This is a genomic window from Rhizobium sp. PP-CC-3G-465, from assembly GCF_004343445.1.
In the GTDB taxonomy this organism is placed as follows: Bacteria; Pseudomonadota; Alphaproteobacteria; order Rhizobiales; family Rhizobiaceae; genus Ferranicluibacter; species Ferranicluibacter rubi.
On record NZ_SLYH01000008.1, the window covers coordinates 39405 to 57280 of the forward strand.

16 protein-coding genes and 2 pseudogenes are annotated in these 17876 nt (G+C 59.2%); 12 read left to right on the plus strand and 6 right to left on the minus strand.

Annotated elements, in window-relative coordinates; genetic code table 11:
• Positions 1 to 136 precede the first annotated feature (136 nt).
• Positions 137 to 545: pseudogene (locus C8J33_RS21380) on the plus strand (Fur family transcriptional regulator).
• Between the two features lie 143 nt (positions 546 to 688).
• Here C8J33_RS21380 and C8J33_RS21385 read toward each other — a convergent pair.
• Entirely contained in the window at positions 689 to 1363 is a 675-nt protein-coding gene (locus C8J33_RS21385; protein ID WP_110808116.1) for a TetR/AcrR family transcriptional regulator, read from the minus strand.
• Between the two features lie 202 nt (positions 1364 to 1565).
• On the opposite strand from C8J33_RS21385, the gene C8J33_RS21390 reads away from it, so the two are divergent.
• Both C8J33_RS21390 and C8J33_RS21395 read left to right on the plus strand, forming a co-directional pair.
• Positions 1566 to 2849: an MFS transporter gene (locus C8J33_RS21390; RefSeq protein ID WP_110808115.1), complete on the plus strand. Its 1284-nt coding sequence runs from the start codon at positions 1566 to 1568 to the stop codon at positions 2847 to 2849.
• Positions 2850 to 2925: 76 nt separating this feature from the next.
• Positions 2926 to 5397 (plus strand): glycoside hydrolase family 3 C-terminal domain-containing protein, encoded by a 2472-nt coding sequence (locus C8J33_RS21395; protein WP_110808114.1) that lies wholly within the window; start codon positions 2926 to 2928, stop codon positions 5395 to 5397.
• A gap of 550 nt (positions 5398 to 5947) precedes the next feature.
• On the opposite strand, the gene C8J33_RS21400 is transcribed toward C8J33_RS21395, so the two are convergent.
• Both C8J33_RS21400 and C8J33_RS21405 read right to left on the minus strand, forming a co-directional pair.
• Complete coding sequence (locus C8J33_RS21400) at positions 5948 to 6517, minus strand: peroxidase-related enzyme (RefSeq protein WP_110802695.1); 570 nt, start codon at positions 6515 to 6517, stop codon at positions 5948 to 5950.
• Positions 6514 to 6996: a CMD domain-containing protein gene (locus C8J33_RS21405; RefSeq protein WP_110802696.1), complete on the minus strand. Its 483-nt coding sequence runs from the start codon at positions 6994 to 6996 to the stop codon at positions 6514 to 6516. The genes C8J33_RS21400 and C8J33_RS21405 overlap by 4 nt, the downstream gene beginning before the upstream one ends.
• A 162-nt stretch (positions 6997 to 7158) precedes the next feature.
• Between C8J33_RS21405 and C8J33_RS21410 the strand changes: the two genes are divergently transcribed.
• Genes C8J33_RS21410 through C8J33_RS21435 form a run of 6 tightly spaced genes read left to right on the plus strand, consistent with a single transcriptional unit; the run spans position 7159 to position 12677 of the window.
• Positions 7159 to 8157: a LysR family transcriptional regulator gene (locus C8J33_RS21410; protein WP_110808113.1), complete on the plus strand. Its 999-nt coding sequence runs from the start codon at positions 7159 to 7161 to the stop codon at positions 8155 to 8157.
• Positions 8154 to 9635 (plus strand): NAD(P)-binding domain-containing protein, encoded by a 1482-nt coding sequence (locus tag C8J33_RS21415; RefSeq protein ID WP_110802698.1) that lies wholly within the window; start codon positions 8154 to 8156, stop codon positions 9633 to 9635. Before C8J33_RS21410 ends, C8J33_RS21415 begins: the two co-directional genes overlap by 4 nt.
• A complete protein-coding gene (locus C8J33_RS21420; RefSeq protein ID WP_110808112.1) occupies positions 9629 to 10369 on the plus strand; it encodes an amino acid ABC transporter ATP-binding protein in 741 nt (246 codons plus the stop codon). Before C8J33_RS21415 ends, C8J33_RS21420 begins: the two co-directional genes overlap by 7 nt.
• Positions 10370 to 10385: 16 nt before the next feature.
• On the plus strand, positions 10386 to 11210 hold the full coding sequence (locus tag C8J33_RS21425) for an amino acid ABC transporter substrate-binding protein (RefSeq protein ID WP_132665289.1): 825 nt from the start codon (positions 10386 to 10388) through the stop codon (positions 11208 to 11210).
• Between the two features lie 53 nt (positions 11211 to 11263).
• The gene (locus C8J33_RS21430) at positions 11264 to 11971 is read left to right on the plus strand and encodes an amino acid ABC transporter permease (protein ID WP_110802701.1); all 708 of its coding nucleotides are present in this window, start codon (positions 11264 to 11266) and stop codon (positions 11969 to 11971) included.
• Positions 11972 to 11990: 19 nt separating this feature from the next.
• On the plus strand, positions 11991 to 12677 hold the full coding sequence (locus C8J33_RS21435) for an amino acid ABC transporter permease (protein WP_110802702.1): 687 nt from the start codon (positions 11991 to 11993) through the stop codon (positions 12675 to 12677).
• A 151-nt stretch (positions 12678 to 12828) separates the two neighbouring features.
• Here C8J33_RS21435 and C8J33_RS21440 read toward each other — a convergent pair whose 3' ends face one another.
• Positions 12829 to 13923 (minus strand): nucleotidyltransferase family protein, encoded by a 1095-nt coding sequence (locus tag C8J33_RS21440; protein WP_110808111.1) that lies wholly within the window; start codon positions 13921 to 13923, stop codon positions 12829 to 12831.
• Positions 13924 to 14036: 113 nt separating this feature from the next.
• The gene (locus C8J33_RS21445; protein ID WP_132665332.1) at positions 14037 to 14948 is read right to left on the minus strand and encodes an HNH endonuclease; all 912 of its coding nucleotides are present in this window, start codon (positions 14946 to 14948) and stop codon (positions 14037 to 14039) included.
• 144 nt (positions 14949 to 15092) lie between these two features.
• On the opposite strand from C8J33_RS21445, the pseudogene C8J33_RS27600 reads away from it, so the two are divergent.
• A pseudogene (locus C8J33_RS27600) lies at positions 15093 to 15689 on the plus strand (integrase); the annotation flags it as partial.
• Here the strand turns inward: C8J33_RS27600 and C8J33_RS21455 are convergent.
• Positions 15670 to 16101, minus strand: a complete 432-nt coding sequence (locus C8J33_RS21455; protein WP_110802661.1) for a RidA family protein — start codon at positions 16099 to 16101, stop codon at positions 15670 to 15672. The pseudogene C8J33_RS27600 and the gene C8J33_RS21455 sit on opposite strands and share 20 nt — an antisense overlap.
• Before the next feature lie 84 nt (positions 16102 to 16185).
• Between C8J33_RS21455 and C8J33_RS21460 the strand changes: the two genes are divergently transcribed.
• Complete coding sequence (locus tag C8J33_RS21460) at positions 16186 to 16905, plus strand: helix-turn-helix transcriptional regulator (protein ID WP_132449429.1); 720 nt, start codon at positions 16186 to 16188, stop codon at positions 16903 to 16905.
• A 343-nt stretch (positions 16906 to 17248) separates the two neighbouring features.
• On the plus strand, positions 17249 to 17857 hold the full coding sequence (locus tag C8J33_RS21465; protein ID WP_110802660.1) for a YkoF family thiamine/hydroxymethylpyrimidine-binding protein: 609 nt from the start codon (positions 17249 to 17251) through the stop codon (positions 17855 to 17857).
• Positions 17858 to 17876 lie beyond the last annotated feature (19 nt).

Sequence of the window (17876 nt, forward strand, 5' to 3'; positions counted from 1 at the left end):
GCTGAAGAGCGAGGGCCCGCCTACCGTCGCCGTTGCCGCCTCGAGGATCCACCGCGATGCGATGAAGCCACGACCCGGAACCGGCAGAAACAATCCCGGGCCGACCTCAAAGACCGACACCCTTTCGGAGATCTGCATGTTGCCCGCCGTTCCTTCCGATGATCTGAAGCTGACGCGAAACCAGAGCCTCGTGCTCTCGGTTCTGCAAGCGTCCGCCGCTGAGCGCCTACAGCATTCTGAACAGGCTGCGCGACGACGGCTTGCGCGCACCGCTTCAGGTGTATCGGGCGCTGGACAAGCTGATGCAGGCCGGCCGTATTCACCGTTTGGAAAGCATGAATGCCTTCGTCGTGTGCTGTCATTCAATGCACGGGCAGATCCACCCACGGATCACCGCCTTCGAGATCTGCGAGTCCTGCGGAAAGGTCAACGAATTCCACGACGCGACGATCGAAGACGCCTTGGGATCCCGCGCCCGGCACAGCGGCTTCAAGATCCGCTCGACCACGATCGAGGTGCACGGCCTTTGCGCCGAATGCCGCTGAGGGTCTGACTCATATTCCGCGCAGTAAAGGGTCATAGGGCAGCCATAACTCTTGCCTTGAGCAGGCCGAGCTTAGCCCGGCAAACATTTGCCGCTTGATGGATTTGAGGCGTTTGACGTTGCCTTCCACCTGACGCGGGCCGGTTATCGGCCTGCTTTTTCCGTGTGATGTCTTGGCTCGACAAGCTCGATTGCTGCAATCAGGCGATGGGTATAAGCCGAGAAAATCGTGACCATATCGAACTCTTCTGGCGATCTGAGCCAGAGCATCTGAAGACCATCCATCATGGCTATCAGTTCGGCCGCGATGATGTCGGGATCGGTATCGGCCTTCAGTTCGCCCGCGGTTAACCCCTTTTGCAGCGAGCGCACCAGGTTTCCCTTGAGATCGTGCACCCTTGAGGCGAACCACGCCTGCGCCGGGTGGTCTGTCGTCAGGCTTTCGGCATTGAGAACAGCAAATGCCTGCACCACGCCCGGAATGGTCTGGTTGTTTCTGGCAACCTCTATCAGGCCAAGCAGGAATGTGCGCCAGTTGGCGCTACTGGCGTCGATAGCCGATGTGCTTTCCAGATCTCGCTTGTCGAGAATGGCAAGCAGAAGATCCACCTTTGTCGGGAAGTAATGAAGCAGGCCGGGCAAGGAGAGGCCGACATCGGCGGCGATGGCTGCGAAAGAGGCGCCTTGATAGCCGGCACTGGCGAAGTGGCGCCTGGCCGCGGTAAGGATTTCCTCTCGCCGGATAATGCCTTTTGAGGATTTACGCCGTTTGATCGGCGATCCATCGAAGGTTTCTCCGACGGCTTTCCCTTCATTCATACCTGTTCCACCCCTCGATGCGTTCGTGCTCTTCTAGCGTGAAATATGCGGCCCGTAACCTTCAGCGCAAACCCCGAATGCCAGTCCATGAACAAACAAAAAAGTTGACTCTTTATAAATACCTAGTAGTCGGTAGATTTAACCGGAGGTTCGACGGAGGACGATACCGGTACGAACTTTTTCGAGGTGGAGGATTTCGGAAATGAGCATTGCAGGCCCGGATATCATTGCAGTTGCTTCGGGCAAGGCGATCGAAAAATCGGTCGGTCTGCCATTCATTCTCACTTACGGGCTTGCCAGTGTCGGCTTCTTCACGGCCGTCATGACGCCCATTGCCATGACGCTGGCCATTCGCGTCAATACGCTTGACCCCGCAGGCAAAGGTGCCAGCCTTGGAGCCATCCTCGGCATCGGGGCGCTTTTCGCGCTGCTCGCCAACCCTATTTTCGGACAACTCTCGGATCGTACACGGTCGCGCTTCGGGCGACGCAAGCCCTGGCTGGTGGGTGGCGTGGTGGTGGGAAGTATCGCGCAGATTTTCATGGCCTATACATCGAGCCTCGTGGTGATCGGCATCGCGTGGTGCGTAATCCAGACGGCCTACAACGCCATGCTGGCGGCACTTGTGGCAACCGTGCCGGATCAGGTACCCGAACATCAGCGCGGTCTGGTTTCTGCGCTTGCGGGCATGTCGATCTATATCGCCCTGCTGATCGGTAGCGCCATTCTGGCCCTGACGGGAACCGCCAGCAATGCGATGTTCCTCATGCCCACGGCTATCGGCCTAGTGACGGTTCTCATCTTTGTTCTGGTGATCGAGGATCGTCCCGCCAGGGATGCGCCGCAGCAGGCTGCACCGGGATTGTCGCAATTGCTGGGCAGCTTCTGGGTCAATCCCATCAAACACCCTGATTTCGGTTATGCATGGCTCAGCCGCTTTCTGGTGTTTTTCGGCTTTGCGGTCCTGACATCCTATCAGGTCTATTACCTGATGGATCATCTGAAGGTGGCGGAGGCCGATATCGGCGACATCATGTTCATATCGACGTTGATAACAGCGATCTGCGTTGTCGGCTCGTCTTTCGTGTCCGGCTACATGTCTGATCGCATGGGTCGCCGCAAGGCATTCGTGCTGGTAGCCGCCATGACCTATGCGCTAGGTATTGTGGTCATTGTTTTCTCAAGCGATCTCGCCACCTTTTACAGCGGTATCGCAGTGACCTCTATCGGCTTCGGCGTTTATATGGCGGTCGATCAGGCGCTGGTCGTGGATATCTTGCCGGACCGCGAAACCCATGCGGCCAGAAATCTCGGCGTTCTCAATATCGCCAATGCCGTGCCGCAATCGATTGCCCCGGCTGTCGCACCCCTTCTTCTCGCGATCGGTAATGCCGGGGGCCAGAGTTATGGCGTTCTCTATGCCGTGGCCGCTGTCAGTGCCTTCCTCGGCGCGCTGGCGATTGCCCCCGTGCGCGGTGTCCGCTGACAGGATGCCAAGGACGCGCCATTCCCGATGACTGACGCATCCCTTCTTCCATAGCATTGCAAAACCGGAGGCTCGTATGATCGAGAATATCCTGAACCAGATGACGCTCGAAGAGCAGGTTTCGCTGCTGGCAGGCGCAGATTTCTGGACAACCGTGCCAGTCGAGCGTCTCGGCATTCCCAAGATCAAGGTCACAGATGGCCCCAATGGCGCCCGTGGTGCAGGCTCCCTGGTTGCCGGTGTCAAGGCAACCTGCTTTCCCGTAGCGATTGCGCTTGGTGCGACGTGGAACCCGGAGCTTGTGAAGCGCATGGGTGTTTCGCTGGCTGGCCAGGCGAAAAGCAAGGGCGCATCGGTTCTGCTGGCGCCCACCGTCAATATCCATCGCTCGGGCCTCAATGGTCGTAATTTCGAGTGCTACTCCGAAGATCCCTTGCTGACGGCATCTCTCGCCGTTGCCTATATCCAGGGCGTGCAGAGCGGTGGTGTTGCGGCAACGATCAAGCATTTTGCCGGCAATGAATCCGAGATCGAGCGCCAGACGATGTCGTCGGACATCGATGAGCGCAGCCTACGCGAGATCTATCTTCTGCCCTTCGAGCAGGCGGTGAAGAAAGCTGGCGTAATGGCTGTCATGTCATCCTATAATCGCCTCAACGGCACCTATACCAGCGAACATCCGTGGCTGCTGACTGACGTGTTGCGCAAGGAATGGGGCTTCGACGGCATTGTCATGTCGGACTGGTTCGGCTCCCATTCAACGGCCGATACGGTCAATGCCGGTCTCGACCTCGAAATGCCCGGGCCCAGCCGTGACCGTGGCGAAAAGCTGGTCAAGGCCGTTCACGATGGCGAGGTGAAGGCTGAAACGGTGCGTGATGCGGCACGCCGCATTCTGACGCTGCTGGAGCGGGTTGGCGCGCTCGAAACTGCGCCCGATCTTGCGGAAAGCTCACTCGACCTGCCTGAGGATCGCGCCCTTATCCGCCAGATCGGTGCCGAAGGCGCGGTGCTGCTCAAGAACGAAGGTATTCTGCCACTCGCGCGAACCTCGCTCGACAGCATCGCCGTTGTCGGGCCCAATGCCGGTGTAGCCCGCGTCATGGGTGGCGGTAGCGCCCAGATTGCCGCGCATTACACCGTCAGCCCACTTCAGGGTATTCGCGCCGCCCTTTCCAATGCCAATAGCGTGCACCACGCGGCCGGATGCAGCAATAACCGCCTTGTCGAGGTTTTCGCAGGCGATATCGAAGTTGAATATTTCACCGGCCGGGCGCTGGAAGGCACGCCCGTTCACACGGAAAGGGCTGATAAGGGCGAATTCTTCTGGTTCGACCTGCCGTCACCCGATCTCGATCCCGCAAATTTCTCGGCGCGGATCACCGGGAAATTCGTGCCTTCTGACAGTGGTGAGCATATTTTCGGCATGACCAATGCCGGTCTTGCGAAGCTCTCTATCGACGGCAAGCTGGTCGTAAACGGCTATGATGGCTGGGCGCGGGGCGACAATTATTTCGGCACCGCCAATAGCGAGCAGCGCCAGGGGCTGGAACTGGAAGCCGGGCGCAGCTACACGCTGACAATCGACTATTGCTCGCCGGCAGATACCGCCGATGGCATTCACCTGACGGCCATTCGCTTCGGCGTCGAAAAGCCGCTCGGCGATGCCGCCATCGATGAAGCCGTTGCCAGAGCTGCCGATTGCGATGTCGCCCTTGTCTTCGTTGGCCGTGAGGGTCAGTGGGATACCGAAGGTCTCGATCTTCCCGATATGCGCCTTCCGGGCCGCCAGGAGGAGCTGATCGAAAAGGTTGCAGCCGTCAATGCGAACACCGTTGTGGTCCTCCAGACCGGCGGGCCTGTGGAAATGCCGTGGCTGGACAAGGTTCAGGCCGTTCTGCAAATCTGGTATCCCGGCCAGGAACTGGGAAATGCTGTGGCAGACGTGCTGTTCGGCGATGCGGAACCCGGTGGCCGCCTGCCGCAGACCTTCCCGAAATCGCTGTCGGACAATTCCGCCATCACTGGCAATCCGCTGGTCTATCCCGGCCAGGATGGTCATGTGCGCTATGATGAGGGTGTGTTTGTCGGCTATCGCCACCACGACAGCCATGGGGTGGAGCCGCTTTTCCCGTTCGGCTTCGGTCTGGGCTATACGCAATTTTCTTGGGGTGAGGCGAAGGCATCGTCTACGGTACTCGGTGAGGACGGTATCACCGTGACTGTCGATGTCACCAATACCGGCGCGCGCAAGGGCGCTGATGTCGTGCAGCTTTATGTGCGTCCGCTGGCCTCGGCTTTCTCACGGCCCGAGAAGGAATTGCGGGCTTTTGCAAAGCTTGAACTTGCCGCGGGCGAAACCGCGACCGCGACATTGACGGTAACGTTGCGCGATCTGAGCTTCTTCGATGTCGCGGCAAAGGCTTTCCGCTCGGAAGCCGGTAATTATGAGCTGTTGATTGCCGCAAATGCCGCCGATATCCGCAGCCGCATCGCCATCGTCAACCCGGCGGAATGGCTGGGTCACGTTACAGACCCCTCTATCTGAGGGGCATAGTCATCGATCGGAGCCGGGGCATGCGCAATAGGCGCTAGCTTAACCACCGAGCCATTGCGGTAACGTTTTCCGCAGAGGCTCGGTGATGTATGGCCACATGATAGCCCAGGCGCGAGCATTGACGTTGTGATTGAGCGTTCCGATGATGGCCGCTCGCAGAGCACCCAATACAAGTTTGATGCCTCGCCACAAGCAGCACGTCTTTAACATCTCCGATTGGCGCAATGCGGTACTTGGTGATGACGTTGGCCCTGCGCGGAACTTTCGGCGCATCGCTAATTAGGTTGGCGACAGTTCACCAGGAGCCAGCACATGACCAGCAAGCCAGACGGCAAGCTGACGAGCGAAAGTGACGACTCTCGGGCCAGTGATGGCGCTGAGGCAGACAAGCGCTGCGATGATGCGGTTAAGGCCGCTGACGCGAGAGTGCAGGTGACAGCTAACAGTGAAAAGGCGGTCATCAACGACATGCTGAGGCCGCCGCACCAAGAATACGGACACCGTCATTCATGGTTACCTTGTCTAAACGATCAGCCTAATCTTAAACTGCTTCGCCGAGCGTGTGCATGAGGCGGTTCGCCCAACCAAAGATCGCTGAAGAGAAAACCAAGTCCAGCTGCTGTAGTTCATCGAATCCGACATCGCCGAGCGCTCTTGCATCGTCGTCTGTCGCCTTGGGCGGGGCCGTCGAGAGCTTGGCCGAGAAGGTGAAGATCGCCTGGAGATGCTCTTCGAGTTCCGCATCAACCCCGTCTGCAAAGATCGTATCGATGACGTCTGCCCGCTTGGTGTGGCTGATAAACCGGGATGCGTGGACAGCCGCGCAATAGATACATCGGTTTACGACGGACGCTGCGGTTGCCCCGAGTTCCCGTTCACCCGAAGCAAGCCCGTCCTTGCCGTACATGATGTCGTTGAAGAGCGGCGAACGGACGGCGAGCGACTCCGGATCATGCGCGAGGGTCAGGACATAGGTGGAGATGCCCTTGCCCGAGGGAGTGACCTGCATCGCCGCACGCTGCTCTTCCGTTGCCGTCTCAAGATCGACGGGCACCACGTACGGCTGCCAACGCGGAACCTTGGTGGTAAAGCTATGGATCACGTCGCTCATGTTCTTCTCCCGATCAGGTTCATGCCGGCGATCACGCGCACCTGATAGCTTACGAACGCAGCGAGTTCCGACAGCCGCACGATGTCGGCATCATCAAGACCCACTTCTCTCAGCGCGAGGATGTCGGCTCGGGTCGCATCGCGAGGCGACACCGTGAGCATGTCGGCGTGCCGGACGATCGCTGCCGTTCGTAGATCGTCGCTCGTCGCGCCGGGGATCACGAGATGACTTGTCTCCGGCTCGGCGGCGCGGGCGACGAGTGTCTCATAGTGAGCTGCAAGGCTTTCGTCCGCATTCTGCCGCGACATGCGTGCCGCAAGTGCTGCCCTGAGGCCATGCGAAAGTCCGCCGGGATCCCGAGGAAGGAGAACCGCATCGTGTGCCGCCTGGCTGAGGCGAAGGATTTCGGCGCGTTTTTCCATGGCGTCGGCCAGAGCAGAGCCCGGCCTCGCAGACACGAGGGTTTCGATCACGTTCAAGACACGCTCCTTGGCTCATAGAACAGGCGTGAAATTTAGGTAGGTACAGGATCGAAGCATGTCAATCTGGAATGAAGGTCGCCGAGTCATGTGGAATTATTATCTAGGAATGATCGTCATTTGAGCATGCTCATGCTTTACTCACATGAAGGAGGGTGATTGATGTCATTCATGCATTCTAGCTCTATAGATGTTCGACAACTCGAGGCCTTCGCAGCCGTCATGTCCGCCGGAAGCGTGACAGGTGCAGCGCGGCTGCTCGGCCGCTCTCAACCGGCGGTGACCCGGCTCATCCAGGATCTAGAGGCGGATATCGGATACGCACTCCTGCACCGAAACGGACCTCGGATAACACCAACGGCACGCGGGCTACTTTTCCATGCAGAAGTAGAACGGCATCTGTCGAGCCTTGCCCATATCCGCGAAAGGGCCAGCGCAATTGGCTTGGGCGAGCCGGTATCCCTGACGATCGCAGCAACGCCCTCGCTCGCAGCAGGTGTGCTTCCTCAAGCCATCGCTGCGGTCGCACCAGGGCTGATCCCGCGTCATCTCCACGTACAGGCGCTTGCTGCGGAAAACGTTGTCCAGGCCGTGCTCGCACGTTCGGCGGACTTCGGTATTTCAAGCCTGCCGCTGGAACATCCCGGTCTTGACGTCCATTGGGTTGCCCATGCGCCGTGTGTTGTTGCACTTGCTGATAGCGATCCGCTCGCCAACAGCGAGGTTGTCAAGCTTTCAGAGCTTGCCGCGCGCCGCATCATAACCCTAGCCAACCCGTACCGCCTACGTCATCGCATAGATGAGGCACTGGAAAAGGCCGGTGTCGAGCCGCAGCAGATGATCGACGTCAATGCATCGATGACGGCTCTGACCATGGTCCGTGCTGGCCTTGGCGTGGCGATCGTCGAACCGGCAACGGTGGTCGGCGTCCCCATAGAGGGCACGGTGATGCGCATGCTTGACCACGACATCCCGTTTCTGTTTGGGGCAATCTCACCTGCGGCGCTGCCCATGACCGCCACCGTCGCGGCCGTGATCGACGCGGCTCGTGCGGTCGCGCTGGCCATGCCGGGCTGCCGCCTGCTGGATGCGGGTGGCGCGGACGCTTTGGCAGACACGGTCTATGGACCGACCGCTTCGCCTGAAAGAGTGCCGACATGAGCGCTGCGTCCTCTCTCCCAAAAGACCTCGACGCACTTGAAGCGCGGCTGGCACAGGACTTGGCTTGGCTGGAGCTCCCGGCGAAGTCCTGGGTCCCACCGCGTGTCATCGGCGATCGGCCGGTTATCGACGTCGTCATCCTTGGTGGCGGTATGGCGGGGCTTGTTGCTTCCGGCATGCTGAAGCGCCTGGGCGTGGCCAACCATGTCGTGCTCGACAAGGCGCCGGCTGGCCAGGAAGGCCCATGGGTCACCTATGCCCGGATGCGCACGCTGCGCTCCCCCAAGCAGCTCACCGGACCCGCCATGGGACTGCCGGCTCTTACATTCCGCGCTTACTACGAGGCTCGTTTCGGATCGGAAGCCTGGGCTGCGCTCGATCGGGCGCCACGCGAAATCTGGATGGACTATCTGATCTGGTATCGACGGGTCCTCGACCTTCCCGTGCGAAATGGTGTTTCCGTCGAGGCCATCCTGCCGCGCGCGGATGGCATGCTCGATCTTCACTGCAGCCAGTCCGGCTCGACGAAAACCCTAATCGCCCGTCACGTGGTGTTGGCCACCGGTCGCGATGGCCTTGGGGGGCCTTATGTGCCGCCGATCTCCAACGACATCGATCGGACATTCTGGGCTCATACTGCGGATAGCATCGACTTCTCCGCTCTTCGCGGCAAGCGCGTCGGGGTGGTTGGCGCTGGAGCATCGGCGATGGACAATGCCGCAACCGCGCTGGAGGCCGGAGCGGCACGCCTCGATATGTTCGTTCGTCGCAGGGAGCTGCCCCGTATCAACAAGTTCACCGGCATTGGCAGCCAAGGCGTCGTACATGGGTTCGCAGGCCTTCCCGACGCGTGGAAGTGGCGCTTCTTGAACTACGCGATGGGCGAGCAGACACCACCGCCACGCCCGAGCGTTCTGCGCCTCAGTGCCTTTCCGCAGGCCCATCTACATCTGCAAAGTCCCATCACGGCGCTCCTTCAGAAGGACGATCATATCCTACTCGACACGCCGAAGGGTCGCTATCGCATCGACTTCCTGATCTTCGGGACCGGCTTCAAGATCGAGCTGAAAAACAGACCGGAACTCGCAGCCGTTTCACCGTTCATCCGGCTTTGGCGCGATCGTTTTCCCGTGCCGGCCGGCATGCCGAATGCAGAACTCGAGTCTTCACCGGATCTCGGCGACGCGTTCGAGTTCCTTGAAACGGTGCCCGGCGCCTGCCCCGCTCTTTCGAAGATCCACTGCTTCAATTTCCCGGCGACGCTGACCCACGGCAAGCTGACAGGAGACATCCCTGCGGTCAGCGAAGGCGCGGACCGGCTCGCGCGTGGCATCGTCCGGGCGCTTTTTGTCGAGGATCGGGAGCGTCATTTCGAAAACCTTCAAGCCTTCGACACGCCGGAACTCCTCGGGGACGAATGGGCCGACGACGATGCGCTCCGCGAACCACTCCGAAAGGACACGGACCTGAAATGCTAGAGCTGAAGAACATCAAGCTATCCTACGGAAGCACGCAGGTTCTCAATGGTGTCGATCTCTCCGTAAAGCGCGGCGATGTCGTGTCGATCATCGGACCGAGCGGCACGGGTAAGACGACCCTACTGAAGTGCATCAACTCTCTGGCTAGACCGTCGTCGGGTACGATCGCCTTCGATGACGTTCGTATGGACTACCAGAAGCTCGACCGCACGGCGATCCAGGCGATCCGGCTTCGTACCGCCATGGTTTTCCAGCAGTTCAACGTCTTCAGGAACATGACGGTCCTCCAGAACGTCATGGATCCGCTCGTTGTGGTCCAGCGCAAGTCGAAGGAAGAGGCGCGCAGGATCGCGTTGGAAGAGCTGGATCGGGTCGGCCTGTCGAACAAGATCGACAGCTATCCCTCACAGCTCTCAGGCGGCCAGCTCCAGCGGACGGGCATCGCCCGTGCTTTGGCGGTAAAGCCGGACGTCATGCTGTTCGACGAGCCCACATCCTCGCTCGACCCCGAACTTGTCGGCGAAGTTCTGAAGGTGATCAGAGACGTGACGTCCTCGGGGATCACCTCGCTTCTCGTCACGCACGAGATGCAGTTTGCAAGAAACATCTCGAACCGCATCGTCTTCATGGATCGCGGCGTCGTTGCGGCCGACGGCAGTCCCGCCGAGATCTTCGAAGCTTCATCGAACCCGCGCCTCACCCAGTTCCTCACCACAGAACACTCCATCCAGTAACGAAAGGTTGCCTGACATGTCATTCCTCGCGTCAACATCCCGCCGCACCTTCGGTCTCGCCGTTGCAGGCCTCACACTCGCACTTGCGACCGCTGGTCTCGCCCGTGCAGACGACGTCCGCACGATCAAGGTTGCGACGTCCGCCGAATCCAAGCCGCTTTCCTGGGGGGCGATCGGCGTCGAGCCTCAGGGCTATGAGCCGGATGTCCTGAAAGCGATCAACGCCAAGCTGCCACAGTACAAATTCCTGATGGAAGGTGCCGCCGACATTGCGCAGGAGACCGGCCTTGCAACGGGCAAGTACGACATGGCGACCGGCGGCTACTATCGGGCACCCGCCCGCGAAAAGCAGTTCCTTATCCCGGAAAGCCCGATTGGTGCCAGCCTCATCAAGATCTACAGCCGCAAGGACAGCGGCATCAAGGAGATGAAGGATCTCGTCGGCAAGAAGATCGTGCCCGTGACGGCAGGTGGCGGCATCTACAAGTTTGCGAATGCCTGGCAGGAAAAAAACCCCGACACCCAGATCGAGGTTACCGCCTCCAGCGCTGGCATTCCTTATCCGGATCGCCTGAAAGAGGTCGAGAACGGCAAATACGACGCGCTGATTTTGCCATCGAACCTCGGCGAGCAGACGGTGATCGACCAGCAGAAGCTTGAGATCACGGCGAGCGAGCCGGCTGCGATCAACAACACCTTTATCCTGATCCACCGCTCGGAAGAGAACCAGGCACTCTCCGAAGGCATCGACAAGGCTCTGAAAGAACTGAAGGCTGACGGCACACTGGCGAAGCTCTCGCAGAAATGGTTCGGTGAAGACATCACATCGTACATGAAGTGACGTTGGCAACGACCGGCGATCAGGCCCAGGACTGAAACAAGGAGTGCTCCCCAGTGGACCTTTCCATCATGATCCCAGAGCTGCTCTCGGCATTGCCGCTGACGCTCGCGATCACGTTCACGGCCATGATCGCCGGTTTTTTGCTGGCCCTGGTCGCCACCACCTTCCGTGTGCGCAGGATTCCCGTGGTCAGCCAGTTTGCTGACTTCTACGTCTCCTACGCCCGAAGCGTCCCTGTCGTTCTCCAACTCTTCGTCGCGTTCTATGGACTGCCGCTGGTGGTGGCTCTCCTTGACGTGGAGGACTTCGTTTCTCCGAACGTGGCGGCGATGGTCGGCCTCAGCCTGTATCATGGTGGGTATCTGTCCGAGGTGCTGCGGCCTGCTTACCTCGCCGTGGAACGGGGTCAGCACGATGCGGCCGACAGTCTGGGCTACAGTTTCCTGCAGAAACTCGTCCGGGTGGTCGGTCCTCAGGCGGTACACATCGCCCTGCCGGGCTACGGCAATGCCATCATCTACCTGATCCACAACGTCGCGCTCGTGATGTACATCGGCGCTGCGGACGTCATGGCGACCGCCCACCTCGTCATGGAGCGCGACTACAACCAGTACCAGTTCGAGACCTACCTGGTCCTGGCGGTGATCTATTCGCTGCTTTGCCTCGTGGCATGGAGCATCGTGCGCTTCTTCGAGAAACGAAACGCTCGGTTTGCGCCCAACACTGCCCGAGCGAAAGCCACAGTCATGCCCAGCGTCTGAGCGTTCGAAAGGTCATACCATGTTCGACTCCGAAGTCCTTCTGCCCGATCTCTGGGACATACTCGGCGCAGTCCCCGTGACGCTCGCCATGGCTCTCGGCATCTTCGTCTTCTCCACGATGATCGGCAGCCTGTTCGCGATGGTGGAATATCGGCGTATTCCTTTGCTCCGCGAACTAGTCGTCGCCTACAAGGTCATCTTCAAAGGCGTGCCAATGGTGATCGTAATCTTCCTCGCCTACTACGGCCTACCACCGACATCGAGGTTCCTGACCTCGCTCGTCGGCATTGACTACAACGGTCACTCGACGCCGAACTGGATCACCCTGATAGTCGCGCTGACGCTCTGCGTCTCGGCCTTCCAGGCGGAGGTTGTCAAGGGCGCGCTCAATTCCTTCGACAACGGGCAAGCAGAGGCCGCCTATTCCCTCGGCTACAGGAAAACACAGCTCTTTCGCCGGGTGATGTTGCCTCAGGTAATCGTCGCTGCGATCCCCGATCTCGCCAACTCGATCATGGTGATCATGAAGGCGCTCTCGCTGGGATTTGCGATCGAAGTCGTCGATATCTTCGCCCAGTCGCAACTGACTGCGGCCCTTAACTTCTACTACCTCGAAGCTTTCCTGATCGCCGTGTTCGTCTACATGGTGATCGCTTACATCGTCACATTCGTTGCAGACCGCCTCGAGCGGTCGCTGAGAGTATGACATTGAATGTTAGCACGCCCTTAAACGAGAAATCCTGCGTTCAGCATCTTGAGTTCGCACCGCCACCTTGAACAGAATCGGACTCTCGGCACCCTATTTGTGTGAGCCACTTCCAACGAGATCAACAGCTTGGCATTCAATTCAAGTACGTCTATTCGCCGAACGGAAGTTCAATTTCTTCTCGGTTTTTCTTTGCGCCGTCGATTAGGACAGTTTTGAACCGGTCTGCATCTGGTGCCGGCAGCATCCCCGCCCCAATTCGGATAGCGTCTTGCCACGCAGGGCCGCGCTCCCACGCTTCGTTGTAGACGAGGGCCAAGTCAGCGGATCGCCTTGTCTGCTGCAGCGCCTCGAAAAGCAGCGCGGCCTGACGAATGTCCTTCTCGCGCTTCGCTGGCCCTTGCCCGTCGGTGTGCCGACGGCTGGCGACTATGAGCTTATGGACGGCATACCGAGCCGGATCAGGGACAACGACTGGGATGCCGCTTCGGTGGAGCAGGATTGTCCTGACCGGTTCCCTGATGAGAAAGTCGAGAAAGCGCAGTGGATCCGCGCTAGCACCGCCAAGAGCAGGCATCTTCGCTGGCTGATCGACGTAGTCGTCCGAGCCACGGTTCGATGTCAGGAATTCAACTCTGTAGCCGTCGGCATTCTGAAACGCTGACGAGGCCCCTGATCCCGATCTATGTGGAACGGGCCGGAAACTGGCGTCGACGTGCTGCAGCAACTCCACGATCGGAGGCAGACTATCTTCAACCTCTCGACTGATGGCATAATCCTGAGCGATGTCCGCATCGCCGGTCAGTATGGCAGCCATGGGAAGGCGCACGCCCAGCAGCCCTGAATAGCATTGAAAGGCCACCGTGCCTATTAGAACACCACGGAGTCGAAAGAGCCCCCCATCGGCAAGAGCTTCGACAATGTCGCCCGACATGGCGTCGGGGGAAATCATCCCACCTTCGCGGGTCAGGGTATTTACCAACCGCCTGCGAGCGCGTAGGTCGTCCTTGTCCCGCTTATGATCAGATACGCGTTGTGCTATATCCGGATCGTCAGCAGGACCAACATAGCGACGTTTGGTACCACCGTGTCCATCCGGGATGTCGAAGTACCAATACTTGCGTCCCTTGATGGTCGCAGGGGTAAATCGCCCCTCTGGAGGGAAATCAGCCGTCCAAGCGGCGTCAAGCGAGCGCTGACCTAGCTCGGCGAGCATAGTCTGGTACATGAGGTCGACAGATTTCATAAGCTCGACTCCGGCGTTATACTGTTTTTCAAAAACAGTATAACGCTCGAAAGGATAGGTCGCAATACGGGACGTAAGTTCTCCGCCTTGAAAGGATATAAACCACCGGCATGCTAATGTTTAAATGTATTCTCACGATGCCATTGTAGAAATTGGGGATGCGGGCGCTCGTGAATACCTACTGGCACGATCGCCCTTCGGGTCTGGTTGATGAGACCCTGGATACTGTCGCGATCGTTTGCATAGCGTGAGACTAGAACCTCAAGTTCGTCCGACAAGCCGATAAGACCGCGATCAAACATCCAATGGGCTGTTCCGGACAAGGCAATGCCGTTCGACAAGATGTCCGGACCATTCGCGTCGACCGGGCGGATGTGGGCGGCGTCTACCTCGGCCCGGCCGCCGCCGTTGATCAGCTTTAAGCCGGTTATCGCACACCGCTTGTTGTAGGCTTGCAATATCAAACGACGAAACAGGCGATCACGAACGATGCGTGAAGAGAGTTGCGTGACCCGCGCCCTCTCCTGTTCGAACATGAAAGGAGCTTGGGCACTGTCCGAGAAGCCACTCGGCCCTGACGTCTCAGTCGCCTCACCGAACCGCGGCAACTCGGGTTGATCTTCCGCCAGCCCCATCGACAGAATGCGATTGAAATCCACTGGCGAGATCGGCCGAACTGCGGCCTGCGCCCGTCCCGAAATCCGGCCCACTTCGTTGAGCACTCCGCTCTCGATCACGCCGTCAGGCCCGCTGAAGGGGACGGCGTTGACGAAATCAAGGTAGCTGCCCGGTTCGATCAAAGCCAAGTACATTCCGGGCGCTTTCGGATCTGCAATAACTCGCGCGACCTTGGCCACGGCGAAATATCCGCGGGTCGCCGCCACCTTTCGGGGTTCATAATAGATGATCCATTCTCCGACACAGGATTGGACACGGCCGAGATACTGGCTCGGAAACTGATATCGCTCAGCCGGGCTGTCGTCATAGATCGAATCCGTGCGGTGAATGAAAACTCCGAATCCCATAACCGATCTGTACCATGGTGACCGCAATTCAAACCAGGGTGATAGGTCATTATGCATGCCCTCAAGCGCGTCGTACCTAGGCGCGTTATTTGCCCTTTTAATGTCGACCAGGCGTTGGCTCATATCGCCAGTCTTGCGGATCGCGCCCCGGGTTACGTCAAGGCGGCGAGTTCGCCGAACTCTGTGTCCACAATCGAACGCCGCCTTTCCTCACTCTCTTGGAACTATGCCCAGCGCGACCTCACCCTTGATCGAAAGGACCGACATATTGCCACGGTGATGGCAGGTATTCGAGACAGCCGCGCCCGCCCACCTGTGCAAAAGGAAGCGGTATTGACCAAAGATATCATCGCCATAATCGAGACACTCGATCGCGGCTCTCTGCGTGGCCTGCACGACCGCGCCATGCTCCTGATCGGATTCGCCGGCGGCCCACGCCGCTCGGAGATCGTCGGCCTCGATCTAAAAACAGATCCGACCGAAGATGGGCGCGGCTGGATCGAAATCCTCGACAAGGGAATGCTGGTTACCTTGCGCGGTAAAACTGTATGGCGAGAGATCGAGGTGGGTCGCGGCTCATCCGACACCACCTGTCCGGTCGCCGCGATAATGACGTGGATCAAGTTCGCCAAGCTGCAAAGGGCACCCGCTGTATTAAAAACGCTGACCGGGTGTTCGCGAGTATTCAACACGACGCGATGTCGGTGCGTCGGTCGAGCGCTTAATCCAGCAGAGCTACGGCCTCAACCTCGAAAAGCATGGGGTCGATTGCGAGCCTTGGCACTGGAATCAATGTCTGTGCCGGGAACTTATCGCCGAACACCCGGATCACGTTCTCGGTCAGCACACCCAGCTTCGACATGTCGTGATCAACCACGAAAACTGTCAGTTTCACGACCTGATCCAGGCGAGCGCCAAGCGCGTCGATTACGGCGGCAAGGTTTGCGTAAGCCTGTTCCACCTGTGTTGCAAAATCCGGAGAAAGAGCGCCAGTCCGGTCTTGCCCGCCTTGCCCGGAGATGAATGCCAGCCGACCGGATGCAGGGGTGATGACAGCTGTACTGTAGCCATTCGGCGTCGGGTCGTGCAGATGGGAAGGGTTGATGATAACCGGCGTTGCGCTTGCGACGGGTGTCTGGTTTTGGAGTGTCATGTTTAATCTCCTCGTTGAGCTACCATGACCCGCCTAGAGTAAATTGGTGCCATAATCTGGCACCGAATGTGCCAGGATCCATAAATGAACATTCGCTTCCGACATGACGCTATCGTGCGCATCCTCCGGCGCAGCGGAACCGCGACGGTTAACGACCTGGCAGGGGAGGTTGGTGCTTCCCGGCGAACGGTGCTGCGCGACATCGTAGCACTGCGTGACCAGGGCTTCGTCATCCATTCCGAATCCGGCCGGGGCGGCGGGCTTCAGCTCGACCCAGAGTCGGTGCAGACCACTGCCCGGCTCTCCGTGACGGAGGTGTTTGCGCTCCTCATCAGCGTTGCGGCCATGCGTGCGGCCCGGTCCCTTCCCTTCTCCGATCTCGCAGATGCGGGGCTTGCCAAGATCGAGAGGGCACTGCCGGCAGACAAGGTGCGAGACCTGCGCCGGCTTCTCGACTGCCTGTATGTCGGACAGTTGTCACCCAGGCAGGATGTTTCGGACCTGGGTCTGATCGATTCCGCGCTGCTGCCCGCCTTCGAGACGGCATTTCTCCAGCGGCTACATTTGCGGTTCCGCTACCGCGACGCCAAAGGCGTAGAAACCATCCGCGAGGTCGAACCGCAGGCCCTGCTGATCCTGCCGCCACTTTGGTATCTCGTGGCCTGGGATGCCGCCCGCGAGGATTTCCGCCACTTCCGCATGGACAGGATCAGCACGCCTGAGATCGTGGAGGGCGCGCAGTTTCGTCGAAGACACGTCCCCTTCGAGGACGATGTTTGCCCTTTCAACAAGATGCCACGCTGACGATGAGCGGTCGTGGCATGCATTGAGCGAAGGCTCGAAATTCCGATTCCTTCGCGACGAGATAACCCCTACGAACGCCATAACCGCTATGATACGCAATGCGCCTGGATCGGCCGCGCGGCGCATCGAATGGGTGGATCCCAAGGATATCTGCACAAGCATCGTCACCGGCGAGAGAACACCGGTATATCGCCCACGGCTTCAATATCGCTTGCATCTGCTTCCAATCTCAGCCTATCAATCGGGAAGACAGGGGTGCTCCGTATAGCCGGGGCTGAGATGTGATCGTCAAGATCATGGACCCTTAAGCTGATCTGGATAATGCCAGCGGAGCGAGGTAGTGATGTTTTCCGGCGCGCAGATTTCATTGTATCCCATGACCGACGATTTCGTCGGCGTCATTCTGGGCGCGCTCGGCGCGCTCGATCCCTATCGTGACCGGTTGCGTGTCGAAACGGACGACATCTCGACACTTCTCGTCGGCACGCCGGACATTGTGTTCGCGGCAATGCGCGATCTGTTCGTGGCCGCTGCGGCGAGCGGTAAGCACTGCGTGCTCCATGCGACCATCTCGCGCGGATGCCCGGGGGAACCGGACGATCCGATCTGCCAGGTGCCGGAACTGAGCGGGCCGATAGCGCCACTGGCTGAGCGGAAACGTCAGGCAATGACCGCCGTATCGAATGCGCCCTCGTCCGGCCAGCCCGTGGCGGCGCAATTCTCGCTCTACACGCTCGGTATCGACCAGCATATGGACGAGATCTACGGCTGCATCGACTTTCTGAAATCGTCCGGCGTCTTCGACAGGTCGAAGAACTTCTGCACGAAGCTCAGCGGCGATGCAGGCTCGGTCTTTGCCACCGTTTGCGAGGCCCTGACCCGCTTCGGTCCACCCGCAGGCCATGTAACCATCGACCTCACCGTGTCCGCGAATAGTCCGACGTCGCTCTGACGCCTGTCATTTGTTCCAA

Bases quoted from the DNA above. Each gene is read 5' to 3' on its own strand.
- C8J33_RS21420 (WP_110808112.1), top strand. From the start codon at position 9,629: ATGCTAGAGCTGAAGAACATCAAGCTATCCTACGGAAGCACGCAGGTT.
- C8J33_RS21440 (WP_110808111.1), bottom strand. From the start codon at position 13,923: ATGAAATCTGTCGACCTCATGTACCAGACTATGCTCGCCGAGCTAGGT.
- C8J33_RS21460 (WP_132449429.1), top strand. From the start codon at position 16,186: ATGAACATTCGCTTCCGACATGACGCTATCGTGCGCATCCTCCGGCGC.
- C8J33_RS21435 (WP_110802702.1), top strand. From the start codon at position 11,991: ATGTTCGACTCCGAAGTCCTTCTGCCCGATCTCTGGGACATACTCGGC.
- C8J33_RS21385 (WP_110808116.1), bottom strand. From the start codon at position 1,363: ATGAATGAAGGGAAAGCCGTCGGAGAAACCTTCGATGGATCGCCGATC.
- C8J33_RS21425 (WP_132665289.1), top strand. From the start codon at position 10,386: ATGTCATTCCTCGCGTCAACATCCCGCCGCACCTTCGGTCTCGCCGTT.
- C8J33_RS21390 (WP_110808115.1), top strand. From the start codon at position 1,566: ATGAGCATTGCAGGCCCGGATATCATTGCAGTTGCTTCGGGCAAGGCG.
- C8J33_RS21410 (WP_110808113.1), top strand. From the start codon at position 7,159: ATGTCATTCATGCATTCTAGCTCTATAGATGTTCGACAACTCGAGGCC.
- C8J33_RS21445 (WP_132665332.1), bottom strand. From the start codon at position 14,948: ATGGGATTCGGAGTTTTCATTCACCGCACGGATTCGATCTATGACGAC.
- C8J33_RS21415 (WP_110802698.1), top strand. From the start codon at position 8,154: ATGAGCGCTGCGTCCTCTCTCCCAAAAGACCTCGACGCACTTGAAGCG.
- C8J33_RS21395 (WP_110808114.1), top strand. From the start codon at position 2,926: ATGATCGAGAATATCCTGAACCAGATGACGCTCGAAGAGCAGGTTTCG.
- C8J33_RS21465 (WP_110802660.1), top strand. From the start codon at position 17,249: ATGTTTTCCGGCGCGCAGATTTCATTGTATCCCATGACCGACGATTTC.
- C8J33_RS21400 (WP_110802695.1), bottom strand. From the start codon at position 6,517: ATGAGCGACGTGATCCATAGCTTTACCACCAAGGTTCCGCGTTGGCAG.
- C8J33_RS21455 (WP_110802661.1), bottom strand. From the start codon at position 16,101: ATGACACTCCAAAACCAGACACCCGTCGCAAGCGCAACGCCGGTTATC.